A 26,346-nucleotide genomic window follows, 5' to 3' on the forward strand; every position below is an offset into this window, starting at 1 on the left:
TGTGACGATGCGATGGGCGCGCATCTACCTGTGCGCTCGGTACCCTTCTCCCCCAGCATTGCCATAGGCATTGCCGGTCACCTTGCCGCTGGTGAACCTGCCGCAGGGACCGGAACCTAGGCCGCCGCCGATGGGTCGGACGCGTCGGCCTCAGTCGGCGTCGGACCACACGTCGTGCTCGCCCGCCGCCTCGGCCACCAAGAAGCCCGAGATGACTAATACACGAACTAGGGTGTTCGAGTTACTGGAACTCTCTCTTATACAGTCTTGTTCGAATAATGGGGGCGCCGATTCGGTGATCGCACAGAATCGCGAGGAGCGACCTCAACATCACTTTATGTTATCTAGTCTTTATCCACGACAGTCGATGGAAGCCATATGCTCGCGGCAGCGTACGTCGCGTTCCCAGCCGGCGAACTGGGGGACATGTGGCGAAAACCAGGACACCAGGCACGACCGGCACCAGTGGCGCGATTCCAGCCTTCGAACGGGTCTCCCCCGACGTCGACCTGTACGCGCTGAACACCCGCGACGAGTCCGGGGTCGCGGGCTACTGGGCCGGCTACCGGCCGACTCCGGGTACCGACGCAGGACCGACGATCTCGCTGTTGGACGCGTGGCTGGACAACGGCGGGGTGTACCTGTTCTGTGCGCGCACCTTCACCGACGCGCCGGCCTTCGTCGCCGCGGTCGACGCGTGGCGTGTCGCGCATCCACCCGACTTCGTGCGCTTCATGTGGGTGGGAGATCCGGACCACGTCGATGAGTCCCTCGTGCTGCACTTGTGGGCGCAGCCTCGCGGCGAGGGGCTGTGGAGGTGGTGGCACGTCGAGCGCGACGCCGTGTTCGTCCTCGGCGAATACGACCTCGTGGTGCCCGAGGGCGCCGGGCTGCACCTGGCCGACCCCACCCTGACCCGCTTCGCGCTGCGCGACCGGAGCCTGCTGCTGCGGACCCCCGGGGGTGCGCAGTTCGCCAGCCGGCCGGACACCGCCGCGATCTCGCTTGCCGGCTCCGGCCTGGGCACCTGGGCGGCCACCATGGCACTGGGTGGCGACGGCAACCCTGCGGTAGCGGCGCTGGTGCCCCAACTGCGCTACTGCACTCCCACCTCCCGCCCCGTGCCGATGCCGCTGCTGCGTCCGGGCGGCGCGGCCCTGCTCGGCGACCTGCGCCTCGACCCGCTCTATCCGACTCTGCCGCAGCGCACCGCGATCGACCTGCGCGGTGTCTCGGGCAATCCGCCGCCGCTGACCAGCAATCTGCGTACCCGGCTGGGGCACGCCGTGACGCTGACCCCGACCGGCCAGGGCTCCCGGTGGCCCGCCCGCCTGGTGTTCAACGTCAGCCCCGGACTCGACGGTACCGACCACTACCTCACCGCCGACGGCGCGTTCCTGCTCACCGCGCCGTCCGCCGATCCGCGCCTCGCGCTCGGGTTGTCCGGGTCGGAGTACGTCGCACTCCCCGCGTCCACCGCGACGTGCCGGTTCATCGCCGGCCAGCCGGCGTTCGCCGATGACACCGGGGTACTGACGCCGGCCGCCACCACCGCACACCTCGAACTGCTCCCGGTGGCCCCGGGGGGCGCCGGGCTGGTCTACTACGCGCAACCGGAGCTGGCCCCGTGGTTCGCCACGAACGCCGTCGACCGCGACGGGTTCCTGCAGAGCCTGCTGCTGCCGGCGGCCACCCTGCCCGGCTGGCCCGCCGCGCCCGCCCCGGCGCCCGATGCCGGATCGGGCCTCCCGGTGGGTTGTTACCTCGGGGTCTCCCCCGCGGACTGCTCCGACGCTGCCTGGCTTGAGCAGACCGTGCTCGCCCCGACCCGGCGTGCCCGCATCGGCGGCACGGCGCCGGACGGATCGGAGGTCAGGTGCGTGACCCCACAGGGGATATCGGCCTCCGCGGCGATAGGCCAGGCGGGGTGGGGCACCCTCGCCGTGGCATCGTTCCCGGGCGAGGCCATCCGCTCCCTCACTTTCACCGACGTCAGCTCCACGATGCGCGGCCGGCTGCAGGCCAGTGAGCTGTTCGCGGTGATCGCCGACCCGCGGGTACTGCTCGACAACGCGTCGGCGGATTCCTTCACGGTGACGATGGACGGCTGGACGTTCGACCTGGCGCCCGACTCCTGGCGCACGGGCGAGGACTCCCCCACGATGCTGTTGTTCAAGCTGTCCGGCCGGTCACTGCGCGACCTGACGTCGCGGCCCGCCGCGTGGAGCTGGCCCGAGGCGGCCGGCGACGACATCGCGCGCACCAGCGCGCGGCTGACCGCGATGTTCGATGCCGCCGCGGCCGCGCCCGCGCAGTCGCCGCTGGGCAGGTTCTTCCGCGAGGTGGTCACCGACCCACGATGGTCGGGGGTACTGTTCCTCAACGCACCGATCTCCGCCGGTCAGCTCCCCGATGAGATGCGCTTCGTCACCGCCGGCATCGATCCGGACCGGCTCTTCGCGCACCACGTGGGATTCAGCCACACCCCGTTCGTGGTCACCCCGGCGGGCGTGCTCAGTTCCGGCCGTACGGCGACGTTCGCGCTCATCGAGTACGACGACGACACCGAGCTGGCGCCGACCACCACGGTGCCGTTCGCGTTCGTGACCCAGCGGCTGGAGGTACGGTTCGCCGGCGGCGCCGTCGCCGACATGTCCGCGCGGGTACAGCTGATCGTCAATGAGCTGTTCGGTTCCCGGCTGACCCGTCTCGACCCGGTCGGCGGCAACAGTCTCACCATCACCGGGTCGTACCAGCGCCAGGACGGCGTGCCCGGGTACCAGTTCGGGCTGGAGCGGCCGGCGGTGTACGCCACCGAGGCGGCAGCGCTCGACTCCATCGAGGTACTCGGCGTCGCGGTCCGCGCGCTGCGTGCCAGCGGCTCGGAGCCGACCGTCGCCGTCGAATTCGGGCTCGATGGCAACCTGCGCTTCGCGCAGCTGGGGGGCTTCGACCTGTTCTCCTACGGCCCGCAGCAGGCGGTGCCCGAGGGCGTCACGCCCGAGGACGGATTCGTGCGCTTCGCCGACCTGACCGTGACGATGTCGTTCCCGGTCGCCGACCCGTCCGATCAGACCTTCGCCTCCGACGAGGGGCGCCTGCGCGTCGACCTGGCCAACAGCAGGGCGCGCCGGGGCTCTCTTGCCACGGGCTTCCCGGTCACGGTCACCGGGGTGCTCGCTGTCGCGGCCGGCAGCCAACGCCCGACGGATCTCGGCTTCGCCCCGGTACTCGCGCCGCTGGACCAGGTGCCGCTCACACCGCCCTGGTACGGCCTGACCATGCGGGTCGATCTCGGCACGCTCGGGTCGCTGGCCGACGCCGCCGGCCTGTCCGCGACGGTGCTGGCCGCCTGGATGCCGGGCAAGCCCAACGAGAGCGTTCCCGTCTACTGTGGATTCAAGGTGGCCGGGCTGGACGATCGGCAATGGCCGGTACAGGGCGTGCTGCGCGTGGGCTTCCGCGGGTACGAGTTCATTGTGGACAGTTCCGGACCGAGCCCGGCGTACCTGCTGCGGCTGCGCCGCCTGGCTCTGTATGTACTGGGCTGGGGCTTCCCGCCCGGCCAGACCGACGTACTGGTCTTCGGCGATTCGGCGGCGACGCAGACCAGGTCAGTGGGCTGGTACGGCGCCCACACCTCGGGGAGGCAACCGTGACCATCGTCTACTTCCACGTCCTCGATGTCGGCCAGGGCATGGGCAACTACGTCGAGATCACCGACAACGCGGGCAGGTTGCAGCACACCGTGCTGGCCGATCTGGGGTCGACGAACTACCGAGAGGAGGCGGGCTACCAGTCCGTCGAAAAGGTCTACCAGTCCCTGGTCACGATGGATCAACCGACTATCGACGTGCTGTTCCTCTCGCACAGCGACGAGGACCACCACAACCTGCTCGCAGAGTTGTTCTCGTACCTCGACCCGTACACGGGGCAGCCGGACAAGAAGACGCTGCACATCGCGCGCGTCATCTATGGCGGTCAATACGGCAATTACGACAAGAGAGGGACGAACATCCTGGACGAGGTCCAGCGCTACACGTACGGAAGAGCACTCGAACGTGTCGCTGACGGATTCAGCTCGTTCGGGGAAACGATAGAGGACGTCAAGCCGATGGTCACACTCGGCGATGTCGACGTATACATTATCCTGGGGAACCAGGCGGCACCGGAGAAGACCTCGGAGAGCGTCCGACTGAACACCGTGTCGCTGGTCCTGCTGGTGACCCTGCGCGGAGACAATGGCCGCCTGACCGCCTTCGTCGCCACCGGCGATGCCACCGGCCACACGATCGTCGAATGCAACCCCCTGCTGACCCTGGACGTCATGCAAAGGTTCCTGAGCAACGTGCTGGTCCTGACCGCACCGCACCACGGCGCCCGCAATACGCTGTTCGACCTGAGAGGCTTCACGGAGGAAACGGCGAGAGACAACGCCGAAGAGTTCTACAGGATCGTGCACCCTCGCTGCATCGCGGCCAGCGCCGAGAAGTCGAAGTACAGTCACCCGGCGGTCGAAGTGCTCCTGATGGCGTGGCCGCACCTGGAAAAGACTCCGTTGTGGTGGGAACCGGAGATCCCCCAGTACCACATGGTGACCTCGCACATCCCCTACCACATGCTGGGCACCGCTACCGGCAACCGCTGGCCGGCATACGACGACTACTACAGCATGTTCGCGAACGCCAACATCTACACGACGCTGTACTCATTCGCCCAGCGGGAACCCTGGACACTTTCGGTGTTCCCGATGCCCGCCGCCCCCGCGGAGCCCATGGGCTGGGATCCGCCCACCGCGGTGATCTGGATCTTCATCGCCTCGGACACCGGAGCGGTCACGGTGCAGCGGTGGACCAACCGGCAGAATCTGGATGTCGCGCTGCGCGAATGGCTCGCGGTCCCGCCGGCACCGGTCGTGGCGCCTCGCGAGCCGGTCCGGCCGCTTGCCGTGCGGGTCTTCCCGTGACCGCCAGCCTCGAGCGGGTCTACCAGCAGCTGGGCGAGCGCATCAACCAGGACGACCGCATCGATCTGGTAGCCGCTGCCGGGCAGCCGGATCTGGGCGGACTGGGCACGGCGTTGGCGGTGCTACGGATCGGACAGCGTTACGAACTGACCGGCGCCGACCTACACCAGGACAGCCAGCGGGTCACCCTCACCGGTGACGGCTCCTTCGGGCTGCCCGGCGCCACGGCGGGCAGGACCGTGGTGGTCGTCGCCACCCTCGAGTACACGATTGTCCAGCAGCGCGGTCGGTTCACGCTGTCGCTGGCTCTGCCGGACGACGGGTCCGGGTCGCCGCGCGGCGCCGGACGCGCCGAGCCAGACTGGTCGACGGCGGGCTGGAGGTTCGGTGACACCTTCGCCAACCTTCCGGACTGCGAGATGTTCGTCGACCAGACGGTCCGGCCCATGCCCTCGTACCTGAGGGACCTTCCGCTGCGCGGTGCGGCGCTGAACGCCATCGCGGTCGAGGGCGGGCCCGCCGAGCTGCGGCTGACCGGCGAGCTGCCGCTGTCTCCGGCACTGCAGCCGTACGCGGACTTCTTCGGTCCGTGGCCGCTGCGGCTGGACGGGCCCGTGGTGCTTCCGTCCACTGTGGACGGGGTGCCCGACTTCGGCCTCGTCGCCACGTCACCTCGTCCGCCGGTGGTCGCGGGTCCGATCCGGCTGGATGAGTTCGGGCTGAAGCTCGTCTGCGTCCCGGCGCGTGGAGTGCCCCCGAAGGAGACCGAGCCGCGCAGCGAACTCCAGGCCGTGGCGAGGCTGCGGCTCGGTGACGATCCGCCGGTCACCGGAGCGGCGCACGTACCGTTGCTCTCGGCCGACCGGCTCTGGCGCCTGGTCGTGGAGTTCGGCGAGAGTGCGCCCACGCTCGGCGACGGCTTCGTCGGGATCGCGCGGGCGTTCGGGCTCGACGGTGTGGCGGGCTTCAGCGCACCGCCGGGCGTGCGGGCACTGACCGACTTCCAGTTCAGGGGGCTGGACGTCGGGATCGTCCCTCCCGGCGTTCCCGGCGCGCTGCGCCCCCGGCACGTCGAGGTCGCACTGGTGTCGGATCACACCTGGACCCTGCCCGTGCCGTTCCTGCGCGTCACGCGCCTCGGTATGAGTTGGCTCGTCGGCTGGCGGGACGCGACCACCCCGCACTATCTGGTCGGTCGCTTCTTCGGTGATCTGCTGCTGACCACCGGCTCCGGCCCGGACGACCATGTGGTGCTCAGCCTGACGGCGACCTTCCCGGACTTCGCGGTCGCAGCCCGGCTGAGCGAGGGCACGATCCCGCTGAGGGCGATGCTGTCCCATTTCCTCGGGGTACCGCCACCGCCCGGTCCGGAGCTGTGGGTGACCGGGCTGAGCCTGGCGGCGGACCCGACCACCCGTACCGTCGAGGGCGACGCGTCGCTGACCACCGACCTGCACCTGGACCTGCCCGGCGACATCAGGATCACCCTGGTCGGCGTGTACGCGTGGTTCTCGGCCGGCACCAGCGTCTCCGGTGGACTGGGCGGCGAGGTCTCGCTGGCGGGAACGCAGCCACCGGGCGCGGTGGATCCGCGACTGGCGCTGATCGCGACCTACGACGACGACCGCTGGGTGTTCTCGGGCGGCCTCACGTCCGGATCGGTCATCGACCTCACTGCGCTGGTGGCGAAGTTCGCCGGCGCTCCACCGCCGGCCGAATTCCAGCTTCTGCTGACGAGGCTGTGGGCGAGCTTCACGATGGGTACGGGCGCGTACGAGTTCTCCGGCGCCATCGCCACCCGCTGGGCGCCCGCGATCCTGGGCGATACAGCGATCGCCGTCTCAGCGTCGCTCGACATCGCCCACGCCGCGGGGCAGCCGCACACCGACGCCCGGCTCGCCGGCCAGTTCCAGGTCGCGGGCTTCGCGCTGTCCGCCGCGGTCGACCTGACCGCCGGTGAGGTCACCTACGTGTTCGAGGTGTCCTTCGGCGACGTCTGGATCTCCGCCGAGATCGCGTGGATCGGCGAGAACGACGACCGCCGCCAGATCATCACGATCCAGATCGGCGGGATCACCCTCGGCGACATCATCGAGTACCTCGTCTCGCTGGTCGCCCCGACGCTCGGGTTCAAGCTCGAACCCCCCTGGGATCTGCTCGGCCGCATCGACCTGTCCCGGTTCATGCTCGTCATCGACCCGGCACGCGCCGCGGTCGAGCTGACCTACCGGGCGAGCATCGTTCTGCCGACCATGACGCTGACCGGCATCGGCGTGCGCGCGCAGCGGGTGAACGGCAAGCCGACGGTGATGATGGTGCTGCACCGGGCCGGGCAGCCGTCGCTCGACTGGGACGTGCTGTCCGACGCGCCGCCCGCGACGCCCGGCGAGGGAGCCGACCTGATCCAGCTGAACTACCTCGGCGTCGGCCAACGGGTACGGCTGCGCGACGAGCAACCGACCACGCTGCGCGAAGCGATCGTCCTGCTGAGCCGGCGGTTGCTGGAGCCGGACGACCCGGACAAGAACCCGGTGGACCAGCCCAGCGGCGGGGGCATGAGGTTCGACGCCGACGCGGGGTGGCTCGTCGGGCTCGACCTCACCCTGGCCGGTACCGTCGACCTCGCGCTGGTGCTCGCCGACCCCTACCTGTACGGGCTGGCCGTCAGCCTCACCGGCGCCAAGGCCGACGCGCTCGCGGGCCTGCGCTTCGACATCCTCTACCACAAGGTATCGGCCGACGTCGGCCTGTTCCGGGCCGAACTGGAGCTGCCCGAGGCGCTGCGGCGTTTTCAACTCGGCGCGGTGTCCGTGACGCTGGGCGTGCTCGTGGTCGAGGTGTTCACCAACGGCGACTTCCGCATCGACCTCGGCTTCCCGCACCAGGGCGACTTCACCCGCTCGTTCGCGTTCGAGGTGCTGCCGCTGCTCGGCCGCGGCGGCATCGTCGTCGCCAAGCTCAGCGCGGCGACCTCCGGCCGGACTCCGGCCATCGGCAACGGCACCTTCTCCCCCGTCCTCGAACTCGGGATCGGCTTCACCGTCGGCGTCGGCAAGGAGTTCCGCGCCGGCTCGCTGTCCGGCGGGGCGTACGTCGAGGTAGCCGCGCTCTTCGACGGCGTGTTCGCCTGGTTCAACCCAACCGACGCGAGCGCGTCCACCGACGTGTACCACTGGGTCAGCGCGCTGGTCGGGATCCACGGCAAGGTGTACGCGCAGCTCGACCTGTCCGTCCTCAAGATCGCGGTGACCGTCGAGGCATGGGCCGAGGCGAACGTGATCCTGGAGGCGTACCGCGCGAGCGAGGTCCGCTACTCCGTGCGGTTCGAGGTGAACGCCGGCTTGACGATCGGGACCTTCACCATCCCGCTGTCGTTCTCGACCAGCGTCGAGGACAGCTTCACCATCGGCGCCGACCGGCCGACCCCGTGGCTGCTCGCCAGCGGTACCGACCGGGGCAGCCAGGCCCGGCGGCGGGCGAGCATCGCCGCTCCGCTGGGCCGGATGCCGCGCCGCCGGGTGGAGACACTGCACCGGGCGGAGGCACTGCGCCGGTCGCGGACCCGGCATCGGCCGGCAGGCGACCGCATGGCGCCGTCCTGGGATCCGCGGCGGCGGGTCTTCCCGGACGCGCCCCGCACCGCCACGCTGGTCCTCCAGCCGCTGCTGAGCGTGACCGACGTTCCGCTGTCCTGGTCCCCACCCGCACCACCGGAACCCGACCGGCCGCGTCACCGGGCCGCGCTGATGCTGGTCGCCCCCAACGGAACCGAAGCCGGCCAGCGCCAGTTCGTCCAGTTCGTCGAGGCGCTGCTGCGCTGGGCCATCTCCGCGGTCGCGGAAGCGGACGAGGGCACGGTGGTGACCGCCGCGCAGTTGCGCGCGCTCGCCGAGGAGTTGGCCTCGCCGGCCGCGTCCGACGGTCCGTTCCGCATCGACAACCTGGTCGCCTTCTTCCGCACCAATCTGCACATCGAGATCTCCGGCAGGCCGGCACCCGACGCCGAAGCGGCGCCGACCGGTACGGTGATGCCGATCCCGCCGTTCCTGACGCTGCGCAGCCCGCAGGCCGGTGACGCGGGGCGCGACCTGGCGACGTACCGGCCGGTCGGCCCGTACTACCTCTGGGGGGCCGCCCGCCACGCGGCAAGCCTCACCCCGACCCCGCCGCCCGACGACCCGGCGCCGCCCGACGACCCGGCGACGTACCGGTCCTACGCCACCTACCTGTTCCAGGACTGGTGCCTCATGGTGGCGAGGAGCGCGGTCGACGCGGCCGTCGGCGGGCTGAATCGGTGGCCCGTACGGCAGACGGCGCCGGTGTCGCTGCGGGACGTCGCCGGGCAGTTCCCGGCCGTGGACGTGCCGTACCTGGTCCGCTCCGGGGACACCGTGGAGAGTGTGGCCGCCGCGCTCGGCGCGAGCCCGGCCGAACTGCGCTATTTGAATGAGAACCTGGACCAGCGGCTGGCCGAGACACTGGCCGGCGGCGAACTCACGGTCGCGCTCGGCGTGTCGCCGGAGAGTGTCGCCATCGACAACGCGATGGTGGCCATCGACGCGACCGGCGACCTGGACCTCGGCACCATCGACTACCAGGTCGGTGCCGGTGACACCCTCACCTCGATCGCGGGCAGCTTCAACTCCCGCCCGCCGCGGTCGCTGTTCTCCGCCGGCCTGGCCGACCCGCTGGCCACTGACCGCCAACTCCTGGCGGCGTACGCGCGGCTGGCGATGCCGGCGGTGCGGTATGCCAATCCGAACAGCGCGGCGACCCTGCTCGTCGCGGCGGTGTTCTTCACCCGTTACCATCCGCTGACCGAGGTGGAGTTCTCGGGGTGGTACGCCACCGCCGTGTTCACACTCAACGCCGAGGACATCGACTGGGGCCCCGGCGAACCGGTACCGCCCGGGTCCGTTCTGCTCGTCCCCGCCGCCTACAACGACGCCGATGACGGGCGGGCCCGGCCGTACACCGCAGTGCCGGGCGACACAATCTCTTCGATCGCCCGCGCCCTGGCGCTGGTCCAGCTGTTCGGATCGGGACAGCAGGGCCCGGCCGGCTGGCCGGACTTCCGCGACGACGTGACGCCGGTCGCGGGCGGCGTGGACATCCCGGCCACACCGGTGCCGATCCTGCCCCGGGAGAGCCTCGCCGACCTCGCCGACCGGTTGCTCACCAGCGCCGGCAACCTGGACACGCTGCTGGCCTACGTGGCCGACGAGCCGATCCTGGCCCCGCTCGCGGTGGTACCGGTACCCGACGTACGGGTCAGGGCGGCCGGGCGCAGTCTGGCCTGGCTGTCCGAACGGCTCGGGCTGAGCGTGGAGGACGCCGGTCGCCGGCTCGCCGCCCAGACACTGTTCGACGCCGGCACTCCGCTGTCGATCGCCCACCTGCTGGTGCACCGCGTCGACGACCTCGTCGCCGCGGTACTCGACGACGCGAGCGAGGTGATCGGCGCGCGCAGCGCGCGCAGCCTGCTCTCCGGTACCAGGCTGCCCGCACCCGTACCCGACCGGGACGGTCGCGCCGCGGCGACCGGTCCGCTGACGGCCATCGTGGACCTCACCGGCCAGCAGTTTCCAGCCCCGGCACCGGACCGCGACCGGCGCGACGCGGTGGCCCTGGAACTGACCGCGACCGCCGACGCCGGCAACGAGGACTGGCTCACGGTGCCCGGGGAGTTGGTCTACCGGTACACCAACGCCGACCTGATCGAGCAGTACCCGGCCGCCTCGCTCGGGATCACCCCGGTGGCCGGGCAGGGACCGGCCCCGCTGCCGGTCGCCGAGCCGATGCCGCGCACCTACGGCCTCGACCACCGCATCGAGGTGCAGACGCCGGAACGGATTCCGCTGCCGCCGGTGGACCCGCCCGACGGCGCGGGCGACGACCCGGTCAAGGCGCCACAGCCCGGCGGGGTGAGCGCCTGGCCACTGCCCGCGGCGCTGATCGCCTACGCCGACACGCACCGGCAGACCCGGTTCGATCTGGCCCGGGCGGCCCGGCGCCCGGACGCCCCCGGCGATCCGGACCTGGTGACGGGCTGGACCTTCGCCACGCTGATCCCGCTGCGCCTGCGGCGCCTTCCGGGCGTGCCCCACCGGTACGAGCTGATCGGCGTCGAGCCGGCCGCCCGCGATCCGCTGCTGCACCTGTGGGAGCGGCACTCCCTGGAGGAAACCAGGGTCTTCCTGGCCGTACGCCCGGCGCCGGACGCCGGCCACCCCGGCGGGCTGGCCGTGCTCGACGCCGCGCCCGAGCGCACGTTCGTAGTCCGCGCCAACCAGAGCAAGCAGACCGCCCCGCCCGGACGACTCGCCCCGGCCGCCGCGACCGCCCCGTTCGCCGACCTCGACGCGCCGATGGATTTCCTCCGGCTGCTCTGGGAGGGATCCGTGGTCGGCGGCGCCGGCTACGCCGTGGGCTTCGCCACGGGCGACGGCTCCGATCTGCCACCGAGTGCCTTCGACGACGACGGAGTCGCCGCGCTGAGCCTGCTCATCCTCACCGAAGAGGAGTGGGAACCCGCGCCGGATGGCCGGCCGGTACGCCCCTACCAGACGTGTGCCCTGGTTCCGGCCGGGCTCGACCCGTCGGTGACTGCCCTGTGGGTCGAGGCCGCCGACGACACCGACACCACCGTCGAGCCAGTCATGCCTCAGGGCAGCGCGGGCTTCGGGCTCACCCTGGAACCGGCGCCTGAGGGCGACGACCCGCGACCCCGGTTGCTGCGCCTGTTCAGCCTCGTCCGCTACGCCATTCCGGACGCGCCGTTCCAACTGCCCGACGCGGGGCTCGCGGTCTGGCCGCTGGCCGACGACGGGCTGCGGCTGCCGCGGTGGCGGCGGGCCCGGCAGGATCGCCGCCGCCGCGCCGGTCGCGCCGTTGCCGGCGACCCCGAACCGGACCTGTGGCGGTACGAGCAGGTCGTGCCGCTCAACCGGTCCGGCCCCGCATCGCCGTGCCCGGCGGTACCGGGGCTGCCGCCGCCCGCCGACGACCCGTACCGCGGCGTCGGCGCCACCGCTGTTGTCCACCTTGGACTCACCGACGTGCTGGGCAACGTCACCACCCTGTCCGGCGGCACGAACGGCACCGTCACGCTCCCGGTCGGCTACACCGACGCCGTACTGGGCGCCACGAGCTGGCCCGGCGTCACCATGGCGTACCGGGTGGACCGCGGCCCGGGAGGGATCCGGCTGCGGCTGACCGTCGCCAACCAGCCCGCCACCACGATGCCGGGCCTGGGCGCGACCGCGGCGACATCGGCCGCGGAGGTGGCGCGCGCCGCCGGGCAGTTCGCCCGCGCCTACTATCAGCTCGCCGACACGCGGACGCAGGCGGCGGTGGTCACGTCGCTGCGGCAGGACCCGGACGGCGAGCCGGCCGTCCTGCCGGCCGACTCGGGCGGGCTGTGGCGATTCTGCGCGGCCGGCTATCTCGCCAGCACCGCGGCCAGCGCCGTCACGCCGGCCTACGCGGGTGGAACCATCGCCGAAATCATTCACGGGTACGGGGTCGGCGAGCACCTGATCGCGGCCGTCAACGCCGGGCGCCCCGCCGCCGAAATCCTCGGTACCGACCCGATCGTGCCGGCCTTCCAGGTCACCGGTGACGGCGACAGCGCGGCCGACGTGCTGGCCCGGCTGCCGGCCGGTTGGCCACGGCCGGGCAGCGGGAGCGACCTGCTCCGGCTGCCGCACAACAGTGCCCTGCCGCTGCGCACCGGTGCGGTCCTGCGCATGGCGGCCAGCCCGGTCGCGGTGGGGCCCTCGCCCGCGTCGCTTGCCACAGTGGCGGACCGGTACAACACCAGTCCCGGGCTGCTGGCCACCGACAACGCCGGCACGCCCGGCATCCTCGTCGCGGACTTCACGGTCGAGTTCGAGGGCGTCTCCATTCCGGTGGGCACCCGCACCCTGAACGACATCGTCGCGGTGTTTCGCGAACTGGGCGTGGTCTGCGACGCGGCGACCCTCGGTGAGGCCAACGCCGAGCGATCCGGCATGCTCGTCGCCGGCACCACGCTGACCACGACGCACTACACCGCCCGGCCCGCCGACACCATCGCCGACAACGGCAGCCACGCCGACCTGGCGGCGAGCAACGGCGACACCGGCGGCATCTACCCGGCCGGCACTCTGGTGTCGCTGGGTACCTTCGATCCCGCACGGGTAGGCGTAGAGCCGGACGAGACGCTCGACGAGTACGCCGGCCGGTTCGGCTGCCCGCCCGGGCGGCTGCTGTCCGCCAACGCCGACCGGCCGCTGACCGGTACCCCGGTGCTGGTCCCCGGCGCGGTACGGCTGCCGGAGCCCGGCGCGGCCCACGTCCCGTACACCGTCAGGGCCGGCGACACCCTCGCGGCCCTGGCCGCGCTGTTCGCCATCGACCCGCTCGTTCTGGCGCAGCAGAATGCGGCGATGCCGGGCACCCTGGCGCCGGCCCGCACCGTGGTCATCATCATCGACGGCGTCAGGTATGAGCAGGAAACCGTGGCGGGCGACTCGCTGGCGAGCCTGCACCGGCGCTTCGCCGCACAGCACGCCGGGATCACCCTCACCGACATCGTCGCGGCGATCGCCACGACACCGGGGTACCTGGTCGCCGAGGCGCTACTGTCCGCACCGGCGCCGCGGCTGCCGGGGACCGTGCCGCTGTCGCCGGACGCGGCGGCGGCCGCCTTCGGCCTTGACCCGGTCGCGCTGTGCACGGCCAACGCCGCCGTGCTCGGCCTGATCCAGCCCGGCGTCGAGGTCATCGCGAACAACGGCGACACCCGGGTCGTGACCGGATCCGACGACACTCTCAACAGCCTCACCGCACGGTTCGCGGCCGAGGACGTCACCGTGGACATCGCCGGGATCGTGGCGGACAACCGGAGAAGTGCCCTCCTGCGCGGCGGGGCGACGGTGCTGCTGCCGCCCGCGCCGGTCACAGTCACCGTCGAGTTCGCGGCGGCAGGTCCGTTCGACACCGCCGCCTGCCCGCTCACGGTCGCGTTGCGGCTGCGGCGGCCGGACCGGTTGGTCGACCCGGACCTGCGGGACGGACCCGCGGAACGGGCCGACGCCGCGGTGCCGCCCCAGTTCACCGTGGACGGTACGGGTCGCGCCCAGACCCGTACCCTCGCCGCGTTCGCCGAGGCGTTCCACACGGCCCTTCCCGACCTGCGGCTGGCCACCGGTTCGGCGGGCGACGCCGACCTGTGGATGGTCAACTTCGGCGCCGGCGGGCTGTCCCGGGTACATGTCGGCCAGCAGCGCGGGCCGGGCGGCTCGCCGGTGCCGCCGCGCAGCTTCGCGATCCGTCCGCTGTACCGCGAGTTGCAGACCCGGCTGGGGGTCGCGCTGAACGCCCTGGACGAGCAGGGGCGCCTGATCCCGGGGCCGACGGTCGACATCCAGGCCGTCGACGTCGAGGTGTGGGCGAGACGATTCCTGCGCGACCTCGACACCGTCCTGTCGGTCGGATACGCCTGCGGGCTGTTCGCCGATCCGGCGGCCCGCCCGGCACTCGGCCGGCTGCTCACTGTCAAGAGCACCCTGACGCACGCCGTCGCCAGTGGCGTCGCGGAGATCCTGCGGCCCGGCGTCGCCACGCCGGACCAGCACGAGGCCGCGCGCCAGGCCATCCGCGACCGCCTCGCCGTCGAACTCGCGCCCGGGTACGACACCGCCGCACTGGTGCAGTACGACGCGACGGTGCAATCGCCGTGGACAAGGGGAGACCAGTCGCCGCCGGCCCGGCTGCTCGGTACCGCGTCACCGACCGCTGCCGCGGCGGTGCCGTACCAGCTGACCGCCGCGAAGACCGCCCTGGACCGGCCGGAGAGCCCGGTCACCTTCCCGCTGTCCGTGGACGACCCGCCGAGCCACCGTTCGGTCACCGTGGACCTGGACTACGACGTGACCCACCTGGAACACGACATCGCTGTCATCGGCAGCACCGGCTACCCGTCCTCGCGATGGCTCACGTTCTATCCTCCGCTGATCGGTACGCATCGGCCGCCCGCCCTGCACACGGCGCTCGGCCAGGCTCGCATCCCGATCCCGTTGCGCACCTACCCGGTGCTGCCCGAAATCATCGGCCAGTCCGCCGATCCGACCGTGCCCGGGCGCCCCCGGGTCGAACAGGCGGCGCACTGGACGTACGGGGTGACCTACGCGCACGAGCACGCCGCTCAGGACGAGGTGCAACTGACCGTCGCGGTCAACGTCGCGCCCGCCGCCGCGCGGCCGTCCTCCGCCGACGACATGGTCACCGCGCTGGCCCGCTACCAGGCCGTGGCCGACCCGCTGCTGGACCTGTTGGCCGCGTACGGGGGCGCCGACGGCGGTCGTGGCGCGATGGCCGGCGCCCCCACCCCGGCGCTGTCACTTGCCCAACTCGCCGAGGACGTCGCCGAGTGTTGGCAGAAACACAACTGGCCACAATCCTCGCCGGCGACGGCCGACCCGCTCACCTACCGGTACGGAATCTCGGTCAGCGCCCGTGTCGAACCCGACGGCGCCGCGGTCCTGTCGGCCGTGCACCTGCGCCTGAAGCAGCCCACCGCCGGCCCGGCCGGTGACTGGCCCGAGATCGTCGCCCACACACCCGAGGGCACCGACGTGGTCCTGGTGCCGCAGCAGCCCGTCAACGAGGTCCGGGACTACCTGGTGCCGTCCGTGGTGCCGCGGGCCGAGAGGGTGCGGCTGACGCTGCGCTGGCCCGGCCTGCACGCGGCCCGATTCCAGAACGCTCGGGCGAGTATGTCCGTGTCCCGCAACGAATTCCTGCTCGGGCGGGACATGCCGCCGACGAACGGGGCGTTCGTGTTCCAGACCGCCGAGGTGACCGCGCCCGCGCCGGCCAGTCCGGTACTGATCCGCTCGGAGCCCATCGACATCGGCATCGATCCGCCGCGCGGCGACGTCGGCGCGGCACTCGAAGACGCGCTGCGCGAACTCACCGGCGCCGCGGCGGTGCACGTGACCGTCTGCGCCTGGTACGGCTTCGATCTGGTGCCGCCGGCAAGGGGCGCCGGGCGCCGGATCGACCCGGTGGACGCCGCGACGTTGAGTACCCGCGTGCCGGTGACGCTGCTGCCGCATCGCGCCTACCAGCCCGGCATCGGCGGCCTGGTCGCGGCGCGACTGCAAGACTGGCTGCGGGCCAACGTCCAGCCCCCGTACCCGCCGGGACGGCAGTGGCTGTTCAGCGTCACCGTCCACGCCAGCCTGTCCCAGACGTACGACCGGCCGCTGGTGGTCGTCGAACAGCTCCGGTACGGCGTCTTCACCACCCTGTTCCGGAGCGGCCGAGGATCGTGACGACCGGGCGGTCACCGGCACGCGAGTCCGTCCATGCCCGATGCTCGTACGCCACTCGGGCCCCGCGGTCATGCCCGGGTGAACTCCATGACCCAGTTGGACTCCCAGGTCTTTCCGCCGTCGGCGGAGAACTCCTGTTCCCAGCGGGCCGAGGCGGGTGTGATGTCGGACCAGATGAAGTGGGCCCTGATCGGCTTGCCGTCGTGGGTGTCGTCGCCGTAGAAGTCGCCGCGGCCGTCGGTGAAGGTACCCACGACCGGGGGGAAGAGCACGCCGGTGCGGCTGTTCGCCCAGTAGATGGACCACTCGGCGCGCTCGACGTCGAACAGCCGCAGCGTGAAGCCGCGGGTGCCGAGCGTCGGGAAGGTGATCTCTTCGGTGTTGCCGCCACCGTTGAAGATCGGCTGGCAGGTCGTGGTTCCGGGGAAGGTCTGCCAGTCGTCGGCGCCCGCGAACAGCGTCGCCAGCCGGCGGTTGACCACGTTCCATGAGCCGATGAAGAAGTCGAAGTCGTTCACGGGAACGATCCTGAGGGACTACCCCTGACATCTTCTGTCAGGGTCTGGCAGACTCGGCGGAATGCGCGCCAGTCGACTGCTGTCCCTACTGATGCTGCTGCAGAACCGTGGGCGGATGAGCGCGACGCAGCTGGCCACGGAGCTGGGCGTGACCGCCCGCACGATCTACCGGGACGTGGAGGCTCTGGCCACGGCGGGCGTACCCGTGTACGCCGAGCCCGGGCCCACCGGCGGTTACCAGCTGCTCGACGGTTACCGCACGCGGTTGACCGGGCTGACCGCCGACGAGGCGGAGTCGCTGTTCCTGACCGGGCTGCCTCAGCCGGCTGCCGAACTCGGCCTGGGCGCCCAGGTCGCCGCCGCCGAGCTGAAGCTGATGGCGGCGCTGCCCACCCCGTACCGGGACGCCTCGATGCGCATCCGGCAACGGTTCCACCTCGACGCGCCCGGCTGGTACCGCGAACCCGACGCCGTGCCGCACCTCCTCCCCGTCGCCGAGGCGCTCTGGCAGGACCGCGTCATCGAGGTGCGGTACCGCCGCTGGTCACCACGGCCCGGCGAGATCACCCGACGACTGAACCCACTGGGTCTCGTCCTCAAAGCCGGGGTGTGGTATCTGATTGCCGCCAGACGCGGCCAGCCACGCACGTACCGCGTCTCGTCCATCGTGCGGCTGCGGCCCCTCCCGGAACGCTTCACCCGACCCGACGGCTTCGACCTGGCCGCATTCTGGCGGGAACACGTCGAACGGTACGAGCGGTCCGACACCGACGAGGTTGCCGTCGTACGCCTCACCCCCAATGGGATCAAGGCCCTCCCCGACGTCCTCGGCCCGAAAGCCGCCCGCGTGGCGCTGGGCACGCTCGAACCCGCCGACCCGGACGGCTGGCAGCGCGCCACCATCCCGATGGAGAGCGTGCCACATGCCGCCGCGATCCTGCTCCGGCTCGGCGCCGACGCCCAGGCCCTCTCGCCTCCGGGCCTCGTCACGCACCTGACCGCCCACGTCCAGGGCATGGCTCGGCTCTATCCGGCCTGAACCGGTACCCCGTTCGATCGCCTGACGCCGCGCCTCTGTTACGGCCGGGCGCCGCCGTGGCGTTTCCTTCTCAGATGCGTCTGAAGAGGAGGTTGGTATGACGGCGTTCGACGAGTTTGTGGTGGCACGGCTGCCGGCGCTGCTGCGCTGCGCCACCGCCATCGTCGGCGACCCCGAACTGGCTAAGGACATCGTCCAGGACGTGCTCGTCCGGGCACACCGGCGGTGGCGCCGGATCGAGGACATGGAGCAGCCGGAGCGGTACCTGCAACGGATGATCCTGTCCGACTACCTGTCGTGGCGGCGGAAGGTGACCCGGCGGGCCCGCCTGGCGGCCCGGTTCCCGGCCCGGCCGCCCGTCACCGAGGATCACGCGCACGCGTACGCCGAGCGCTCCGGTCTGTGGCCGCGACTGCTCGCGCTGCCGGCACGGCAACGGGCAGTCCTCGTGCTCGGCTACTACGAGGACCTTCCTGACATCGAGATAGCAGAGGTATTGGGCTGCTCGCCCGGCTCCGTGCGGGTGTACCGCGCCAGGGCGCTGGCCGCCCTGAGGTTGGAGCTGTCCACGGTTGGCAGCGGAGAGGAGCGGAAATGACCGAGACAGACAACGAGCTGTTGACAGCGGCGATCAGTGAAGGGGCCGCGCTCGCCCCGGACTCGCACGACGTGTTGAGGGCGGTGCGGGTGCGGGTGGCCCGCCAACAGCGGTTCCGCCGATCCGGTATCGCCGTGGCAGGGGCGGTCGCGTCGGTGATCGCCGTGTTCGGTGCGGTGACCGTCGTTCAGAAGTGGCCGGGTGGATCGCTGGACACGGCGGCGCACGGCCCCGGGGGCGTCATGCCGGTACCCGCGCAGCAGTGCACCCTGACGTTCGGCTGGCTGCCGCCGGGGCTGAAGTCTCCGGTGCGCAGCTGCGGACCGGACGGCGAGAACGTGGGGTACCCGATGGACGGCGGCAACTACCTCAGCGTCGGGATGCTCAACGCCTCCTGGCAGCCGACGCTCGACGCGGCCGGCCTGCAACAGATCGAGGTCGGCGGCCGGCCCGCGGCGATCTGCTCGAAGCCGACCCGGACCGCCATCACCTTCCAACTCCCCTCCGGCCACTGGGTTCAGTTGGAGTACGGGAACGGTCTGCCGGGCTCCTCCTCGTCGGGAGCCCAGCAGACGACGCTGCGCAATGACGCACTGGCCATCGCGAACGGCATGTCGGAGGGTACCGCCGACGACGTCCAGGTCGCCTTCGCCCCCGGATACCTGCCCGCGGACATGAGCCTGGCCGGCGTCGGTACCGGCACCACGCCCGGCACCGGGCAACTCCACTACGGCGACGGCAGCGGGGCCGTGACCAAAGTCGAGGTGGGCGGAGGGACGGACGGACTCACGGACATCATGCCGGTCTCCGATGACCGCCACACCCTCAGCATCTCGCTCCTCTCGCCCGACCCCGGCCTCATGAGCCACTCCGCGAACCCGGTCGGTCGCCTGGGGAACCTGACCATCTACTCGATCAACCAGGGCACGGCGGTCCTGGTACCCGGATTCCACGGCGCCACCCTCGAGGTGGCGACCTCCGCCGTCAGGTACGTCAATTCGACCGAGCCCCCCGGCGGGGCCCTGTCCACCGACGAACTGATCAAGATCGCTCAGCACATCCAATGGTTCGGCTGACACCAATGGATTCTCCCCGGCTACTGGAGACATCCGGGGACGCACGGCAACATCGGACGGGCGCGCGGGCCGGGTAAAGCAAGGGCGGAGGGAAAGCGGACCTCATCCCGGGGCCCGAGCGCCGCCGGAGGCACGATCCGGGTCGGGTAGGGCCTCCGGCCCTACCCGACCCGGAGACTCAGCCGTTCGGTCGACTACCCGCCACGAGTCGCGGGCAGTACCTCGCGGCCATGCCAAGCATCGCGGACGCGGAGATCCGGCGACAGTTCAAACGTGACCTGGTGCGGCTGCCTTCTCGCTAGCCACGCCCGAAGCCCGGCGGTGCCGCTCATCGGCGCCGACGCTGATGCCGACCGCTACTGGCATACCTCGACTGGACAGGCAAGACGTTGCACCGCTGGACCGGGATGTGGCACTTGATTATCCAGGCTTGCCGCCGCACTTGGCGTGCCGTCGACAACGGTGGAGGAATGGCCCGATCGGACCAGCCCGGTCAGCCGACAGGTGCGGAGCCTGGCCGGGGCGCCGGTGATGACCGGGGCGTGTTGTTGTCGTGGCAGGAGGAGCACAGGCAGATCAGTACGACAATCAGGGCGACCCAGATCCAGACCGGACGTCTGACCGACCCCAATCTCACTGAGGTCTCCCGCCAGCGGTGTTCGACCTCTCGACGCCGCTGCTGCGCGCGCCGCTCGCGTTGGATGTCTCGCCACTGCGGTGTCCCGGCGCGCAGTTCGTCCGGTGGCCCCGCGGCTTCGGCAGCGGCGAAGGCGGCGCTTTCGATGAGGAAGGACACCAGCACCAGCCGGTGCAATGGGTCGGCCGGCCTCGGCTTGTTGGCGAGCGATTGCCACCAGGGGCTGTGGCGCGTTGTCGCTAGCTCCCGAAATTCGTCTTCCCAGATCTCGGTGTTGTTGAGCAGCGCGCCGAGCAGAATGCGGGCGCGCAACCGTATCGCCATTCCCTGCGTGTCGTAGATGATCTCTGTATCTGGAGTATCCGTGACCTGCCCGGACGACCCGCCTTCCCGCCAGTCGACGACGGGGCCGTGCGTGAGCTTGTGAGGGGCCCTGATCGGTTGGTCGGTGAGAGCAGCGGCGGTCAGGCACTCGTGCAGGGGGCTCGGGCACCGGTGGGGATCTGTCGTGGCGAGCGGGTACACATGAGTGGATGTGTAGCCCGTCGACCGGGCCTGCCAGGTAAGGATGCCGTCGGCCACCGCGGTGATGGCCTGCGTCGTGTCCGCCGGCAACGCCGCCAATAGGCGACAGCCTGTCTCCTGCGAGCAGGCCGGGTGGTTGGCCTGGCACTCATGCGCGGCGAACCAACCAACGAGCCGGGGCGTGACATCAGCCAGCCGTCCGGCGTTGTCCTCGTCGCCGGACAGGGTCGCCCGGCACGTTGCGGCCAAACCGGCCGCGTCGGCCGGGTACCCACGGAACATGGGCTTGAGGTTCGCAGCGAAGTGGGCCAGCAGGCGGGCTATCCGTTCGTCGGAGGTGCCGGTCTGCATGAAGTTGGCGGGGAGTTCCAAATCGCGAACATCATCGCGTAGCCACCGCTCGAACCCGGTGGCGTCCGGACCGTTCACCAGGCGCAGCGCCGCGTTCCAACTGGTACCCATCGCCCGCACCAGGTGGTGCGGATCGGTGTAGCGGATCTCCTCGAACTCGAACGGCCGGGCGGCGATCCGGCGGGCGGTCCGGGCGGTCCGCGGCAGGGGCGACACGGGCTGGGTACGGTGGGTTCCTGGTGTGGCCACCGGGCCGCTGGTGCGGCCCAGGTTCGGTACAAAGGGCAGACGACCGATCGCGTTGCGGTCGCGGATCTGAGGTACCACCTTGATTCCGCGTTCGGTCAGACCTCGACAGACCAGGGTGTATATCGAGTTGAGGTCCAGGAACTCGCGGGGGCCCGGTTCACCATGGCGCAGTACGCGGATGAACTCTCCGCTGAACGCGGTGAATCGCTCGTCCTCGGGAGCCAGCGCCCGCTGGAACTCGGCGGTAGCGGTGATGACACAGGCGCCGCTCATGCCGGCGTCGGCACTGTCGGCGATGACCGTGTCGGGATCGCTCATGGTACCCAGCACGTTGCCGCTGTAGCAGCAGTCCAACACCACGACCGTACGTTGTGCGCCGGAGGCGAGGATCGCGTCGCGCAGGTACCGGTACGCCAGGGCCGTGAACGGTCGTCCGCTCTCGGTGTCGCGTAGCGCGAGATGCAGTTCGTGACTGGTGTCGATCAGCCCGTGCCCGGAAAAGTACACCAACAGCGTGTCGGTCGCCAGGTCGCCGGCATCAGCGACCGCGTCGATGATCTCGGCCGGGCGTACCGGGTCCGGGACTACCCAGCACCGGCGCCCGGACGGGGACCGATCCAGGCCCCAGATGTGCGGGTCGGCCAGCACCTCGGCCAATTCGGTGACCGAGGTGCGAGCGCTGGGAAGGCGGGGCAGGTGTGGGTACGAGTGTCCGCCGATGAGCACCGCCGCCGAGCGGGCTGGATCCGGGACGTGGGAGTCAGCAATCTGTGTCATGCAGGGTCTCGACCACACGGTCGATCTGCTCGGGCCGGTCGGATGTCACCTCGGCGCGGCGGGCGCCGACCTGGATGGTGATTGAGGGTGGAGGGTTTCTGGTGCTACGCCACCCCGCGATGGCGACAACGAGATTGGCCATCTGGAAGGCGCCGTCCACGATCAGCTGGATCGCCTCCAGCGTGCCGCCAAGTTCTCCAGGTTGTGGCGGCGCCTGCCGGGTGCCGAGCTGGGCACCCGCGCGCAGGGTCGGTGCCTGAAGCAGCGCCTGATAGAGGGAACCCAGTTCCTGGCCGCCGGCCGGTGCGGTGGTCGTCAACACGATCTGCATCCGGACACCTCCGAGGATCCGGCAACCCGCCGGGCATCACGACTCTTGTCGATCTCGATCACCTGACCGTAGCAGCCAGCGGCAACCACCGCACCGCACGGCGACGTAGAGTTCGGGGTCGACGGCCGGCCGAGACGGCGATCGGGCATGTCCCAGTGCTCGCAGAGCCAATCGATGAGCCTGACGGTGTTGAGCCACGCCTCAAAGGACGTGCGCAGTCCATGGGCGTCCGCGAAGTGACGCACCTGACCTACCTCGTGCGTCCACGGCAGCCGCGCCGCCACTCCACCCCTGGCGACCCGAGCACCCATGGAGCGCTTTCAACCTTTGTCCCTCCCACGGCGTCGACTGGTTGAAGTGGTTGACACGTTCGTGGGAGGAATTGGGTTGACTGGGAAAGCAAGGACCGTGCTCGCTGCCGTCTTGGCCGGTGTTCTGTTCGGCTTCGGGCAGCCTGTCGGGGCGACGCCGGACACAAGCCCGGCGAATGTGGGGTTTGCCAGGGCCGGCGCTGTGGATGGCGGGTCAGCCAGGGCTGATCGGCCGGTGAGCGTGACGCTGGTGACCGGAGACCGGGTCACTGTGGCGTCGGCTGGTACCGGTCGCGTCACGATCAGTCCGGGTAAGAGTCGCGAACGTATGGTGTTCTCCACGTACCGCGTCGGGTCCGATCTGTACGTGGTGCCGCAGGACGCGGTACGGCTGGTCGGCTCCGGCCGGGTGGACCGCCGGCTGTTCGACGTCTCCGCGCTGGTGGCCGCCGGCTACGCCGACGACGCCCGTGACACGCTGCCGTTGATCGTCGGATACCGTTCCGGTACCGCGCAGCCGGCGGCGCTTGCCGGTCATGGCGCCCGGATCACCCGCACCTTGCCGGCTGTGGGCGGCGCCGCCGTGCTGTCCGGAAAGCACACCACTGGCGGGCTGTGGGCGGCGCTGACCACGGGGGCCGGCACCGCTCGGACGGACACCGCGCCCGGCATCGACCACATCTGGCTGGACGGTCGCCGCCGGATCGCCGATGACACCAGTGACCAGCAGATCGGTGCACCGGTCGCGTGGCAGGCCGGTTACACCGGTAGCGGGGTCACGGTCGCTGTGCTGGACAGTGGGATCGACGCCACCCACCCCGACCTGGCCGATAGAGTCGTCGCGGAGCGGGACTTCTCCGCCGACCCGAACCCGGCTGACACCGTGGGGCACGGTACGCACGTGGCATCCATCATCGCTGGTACCGGCGCCGCCTCCGGCGGCCAGTACCGCGGCGTGGCACCCGGTGCACAGCTGCTGGACGGCAAGGTCTGCGAGTCGGACTTCTGCGACGAGTCGGCGATCCTGGCCGGCATGCAGTGGGCCGCGGCCGACGAACACGCCAAGGTGGTCAACCTCAGCATCGGCGGCGCCGACACGCCGGAGGTGGACCCGCTTGAGGCAGCGGTCAACGACCTGACCGCCCGGTACGGCACGCTGTTCGTCATCGCCGCCGGCAACGACGGGCCGGCTGAGACCACCATCGAGTCACCCGGCAGCGCGGACGCCGCGTTGACCGTCGGCGCGGTGGACTCCACCGACCAGTTGGCCGACTTCTCCAGCCGCGGACCGCGCACCGCCGATGCCGCGATCAAACCGGACCTGACCGCACCCGGCGTGGACATCGTCGCCGCTCGTGCCGCCGGTACCGAACTCGGTGACCCGGTCGGCGACTCGTACGTCAAGCTGTCCGGCACCTCGATGGCCACCCCACACGTCACCGGGTCGGTCGCCATCCTCGCGCAGGAGCACCCGGACTGGACCGCCGAACAGTTCAAAGCCACGCTGATGGCCTCGGCCCGACCCAACCCGAACCTGAGCGTGTACCAGCAGGGCGCCGGCCGCGTCGACATCGGCCGGGCGATCGACCAGACGCTGACCGCGCAACCGGCCAGCCTGTCGATGGGGCTGCAGCAGTGGCCGCACACCGATGACGAGCCAGTCACGAAGACGGTGACCTACCACAACGCCGGCTCCGCCCCCGTCACGCTGACCTTGTCCGCCACGGTTCACGCCTCGGACGGCACCGCGGCCCCGGCCGGCATGTTCGCCCTGTCCACCAACCAGCTGACCGTACCGGCCGGCGGACAGGCACAGGTCACCCTCACTGCGGACACCCGCACCACCGGTCCGGACGGCCTGTACTCCGGCGACCTGAGCGCCACCACCGCCGGCGGCACCCGGGTGAGCACCCCCGTCGGCATCGACAAGGAATCCGAAAGCTACAACCTCACCATCACCACCATCGACCGCACCGGAGCCCCGGCGGACAACTACCTCACGACCCTGCAGGGCACCGACGCGGCAACCCACACCAGCTACCTGTCTCCGTACGACCCGTCCGGCACGGTGACTCTGCGCCTGCCCAAGGGAGGTTACGACCTCAACTCCGCGGTCTTCACCGCCACCGCCGATCCGACCCGGCCAGACGCCAGCCTGCTCGCCCAGCCGGTACTGAACCTGACCAGCGACACGCGCGTGGTCCTGGATGCCCGCACCGCCAGACCGGTCACGATGACGGTGCCGGACACCACGGTGCAACCGGTCGAAGGCATCGTCGGCTACGACCACATCACCCCGTACGGCGACCTCAGCACCAACCTGTTCAGTAGCAGCTTCACCGGGGTGTCCGCCGCTCAGCAGGGGCCGACCCTGCCGTCATCACAATTGCTCGGCAACCTCGCCGGCCAATGGGCCGCGATCGACCAAGACGGTGCGTCGACCCGCGCCTACTACTGCGTCGCGGAGTTTCCCGCCGGCGGCCTGCCCACCGGGTTTGTCAAGCACTACACACGTCAGGACCTGGCGCAGGTCCATGCCGGCTACGGCGCTCAGCCGGGCGACGCCGGCTACGTGTCGGCACTGGGCACCTCGCCGCTGACCGAAAACCGCATCACCGCGGCGGTCCCCATCGCGTTGCCCGGCACCCTGACGGAGTACTTCAACGCGGGCCGCTGGAACACGGAACTGGATACTCACCCAGCCGACTCCGACGACCTCGGAACGATCGATGCCCGACTCGGAGCAACGGCGACCTACCAGGCTGGGCAGCAGTACCGGGAGGGATGGAACACCGCGCCGTTCGGACCGGCCTTGCCCACCGGCCCGTTCCCGAGCGACTTCATGACCCGTCAGGGCGACACGCTCCTGCTGGCTCCGCAGCCGTTCAGCGACGCTGCCGGCCACTACGGACAAGACGTCACCGGCGACGGCTCCACCACGGTGTACCGCGACGGGACGCGGATCGCTCAGGTCCCTGGCGTGGGCGGCCAATTCCCGGTGCCCGCCGACGCCGCCCGCTATCGGGTGGAAATCCAGGCCACCCGCACCGGTTTCGGCGGCCTGAGCAGCACCGTACAGGCGGCCTGGACGTTCCGCTCCGGTCACGTCAACGGCACAGACCCCGCCCCGCTGCCGGCCATGGCGGTGCGGTTCACCCCCCAGCTCGACGCGCACAACCAGGCGCCGGCCGGACGCTTCACCATCCCGGTCGCGATCCAATACCAGCCCGGCAGCGCGCCGGCCACCATCCGGAACCTCACCCTGGCGGTCTCGTATGACGACGGGAAGACCTGGCAACCGGTAGAACTGGACCGCGGCGCGGACCACTGGACAGCGACCCTGACCCACCCCGCCGGCGGCGGATACGTCTCACTACGTGCCGACGCGACCGATTCGGCGGGAAACAACGTCCAGCAGACCATCATCCACGCCTACGCTCTCAGCGGGTAACGCACGCGCCGGGGCATCCCGTGAGGGATGCTCCGGCGTTGTCCTGCGGCCCGGCGCTGTGAGCGGGCTCGCCGGGCTCGCCAGTGGCCCCGATCATCGATGTTGCGCGCCTCGATCAACTCGGAGAGAATCCAGTCACCGGCGACCACGCCGAGCCAGCGGGGCACGCGCGTTTCGACCGGTCTGCTCGGGCGCG

The 26,346-nt window shown here is 70.8% G+C and carries 10 protein-coding genes; 7 read left to right on the forward strand and 3 right to left on the reverse strand.

From position 1 onward, the window contains the following. Positions 1–428: 428 nt before the first annotated feature. Genes Raf01_RS26710 through Raf01_RS26720 form a run of 3 tightly spaced genes read left to right on the forward strand, consistent with a single transcriptional unit; the run spans position 429 to position 16,287 of the window. On the forward strand, positions 429–3,659 hold the full coding sequence (locus Raf01_RS26710) for a hypothetical protein (RefSeq protein ID WP_203920765.1): 3,231 nt from the start codon (positions 429–431) through the stop codon (positions 3,657–3,659). Continuing rightward, complete coding sequence (locus tag Raf01_RS26715) at positions 3,656–4,966, forward strand: ComEC/Rec2 family competence protein (protein WP_203920766.1); 1,311 nt, start codon at positions 3,656–3,658, stop codon at positions 4,964–4,966. Before Raf01_RS26710 ends, Raf01_RS26715 begins: the two co-directional genes overlap by 4 nt. Then, positions 4,963–16,287: a LysM peptidoglycan-binding domain-containing protein gene (locus Raf01_RS26720; protein ID WP_203920767.1), complete on the forward strand. Its 11,325-nt coding sequence runs from the start codon at positions 4,963–4,965 to the stop codon at positions 16,285–16,287. Before Raf01_RS26715 ends, Raf01_RS26720 begins: the two co-directional genes overlap by 4 nt. Before the next feature lie 68 nt (positions 16,288–16,355). On the opposite strand, the gene Raf01_RS26725 is transcribed toward Raf01_RS26720, so the two are convergent. Beyond that, positions 16,356–16,805, reverse strand: a complete 450-nt coding sequence (locus Raf01_RS26725; RefSeq protein ID WP_203920768.1) for a hypothetical protein — start codon at positions 16,803–16,805, stop codon at positions 16,356–16,358. A 61-nt stretch (positions 16,806–16,866) separates the two neighbouring features. Here Raf01_RS26725 and Raf01_RS26730 point away from each other — a divergent pair, with 61 nt between their 5' ends. The 3 genes from Raf01_RS26730 (at position 16,867) to Raf01_RS26740 (ending at position 19,518) form a co-directional block, all read left to right on the forward strand. Then, on the forward strand, positions 16,867–17,844 hold the full coding sequence (locus tag Raf01_RS26730; RefSeq protein ID WP_203920769.1) for a helix-turn-helix transcriptional regulator: 978 nt from the start codon (positions 16,867–16,869) through the stop codon (positions 17,842–17,844). Positions 17,845–17,941: 97 nt separating this feature from the next. Continuing rightward, entirely contained in the window at positions 17,942–18,442 is a 501-nt protein-coding gene (locus tag Raf01_RS26735) for a SigE family RNA polymerase sigma factor (protein ID WP_203920770.1), read from the forward strand. Then, a complete protein-coding gene (locus Raf01_RS26740) occupies positions 18,439–19,518 on the forward strand; it encodes a hypothetical protein (RefSeq protein ID WP_203920771.1) in 1,080 nt (359 codons plus the stop codon). The genes Raf01_RS26735 and Raf01_RS26740 overlap by 4 nt, the downstream gene beginning before the upstream one ends. A 493-nt stretch (positions 19,519–20,011) precedes the next feature. On the opposite strand, the gene Raf01_RS26745 is transcribed toward Raf01_RS26740, so the two are convergent. Both Raf01_RS26745 and Raf01_RS26750 read right to left on the reverse strand, forming a co-directional pair. Next, positions 20,012–22,057 carry a caspase family protein gene (locus Raf01_RS26745; RefSeq protein ID WP_203920772.1) on the reverse strand — a complete coding sequence of 682 codons (2,046 nt, stop codon included), beginning with the start codon at positions 22,055–22,057 and terminating at the stop codon, positions 20,012–20,014. Further along, positions 22,041–22,388: an effector-associated constant component EACC1 gene (locus Raf01_RS26750; protein WP_203920773.1), complete on the reverse strand. Its 348-nt coding sequence runs from the start codon at positions 22,386–22,388 to the stop codon at positions 22,041–22,043. The genes Raf01_RS26745 and Raf01_RS26750 overlap by 17 nt, the downstream gene beginning before the upstream one ends. Before the next feature lie 546 nt (positions 22,389–22,934). Here Raf01_RS26750 and Raf01_RS26755 point away from each other — a divergent pair. After that, on the forward strand, positions 22,935–26,150 hold the full coding sequence (locus tag Raf01_RS26755) for a S8 family peptidase (RefSeq protein ID WP_203920774.1): 3,216 nt from the start codon (positions 22,935–22,937) through the stop codon (positions 26,148–26,150). Positions 26,151–26,346 lie beyond the last annotated feature (196 nt).

This window comes from Rugosimonospora africana, from assembly GCF_016862975.1.
Classification (GTDB): domain Bacteria; phylum Actinomycetota; class Actinomycetes; order Mycobacteriales; family Micromonosporaceae; genus Rugosimonospora; species Rugosimonospora africana.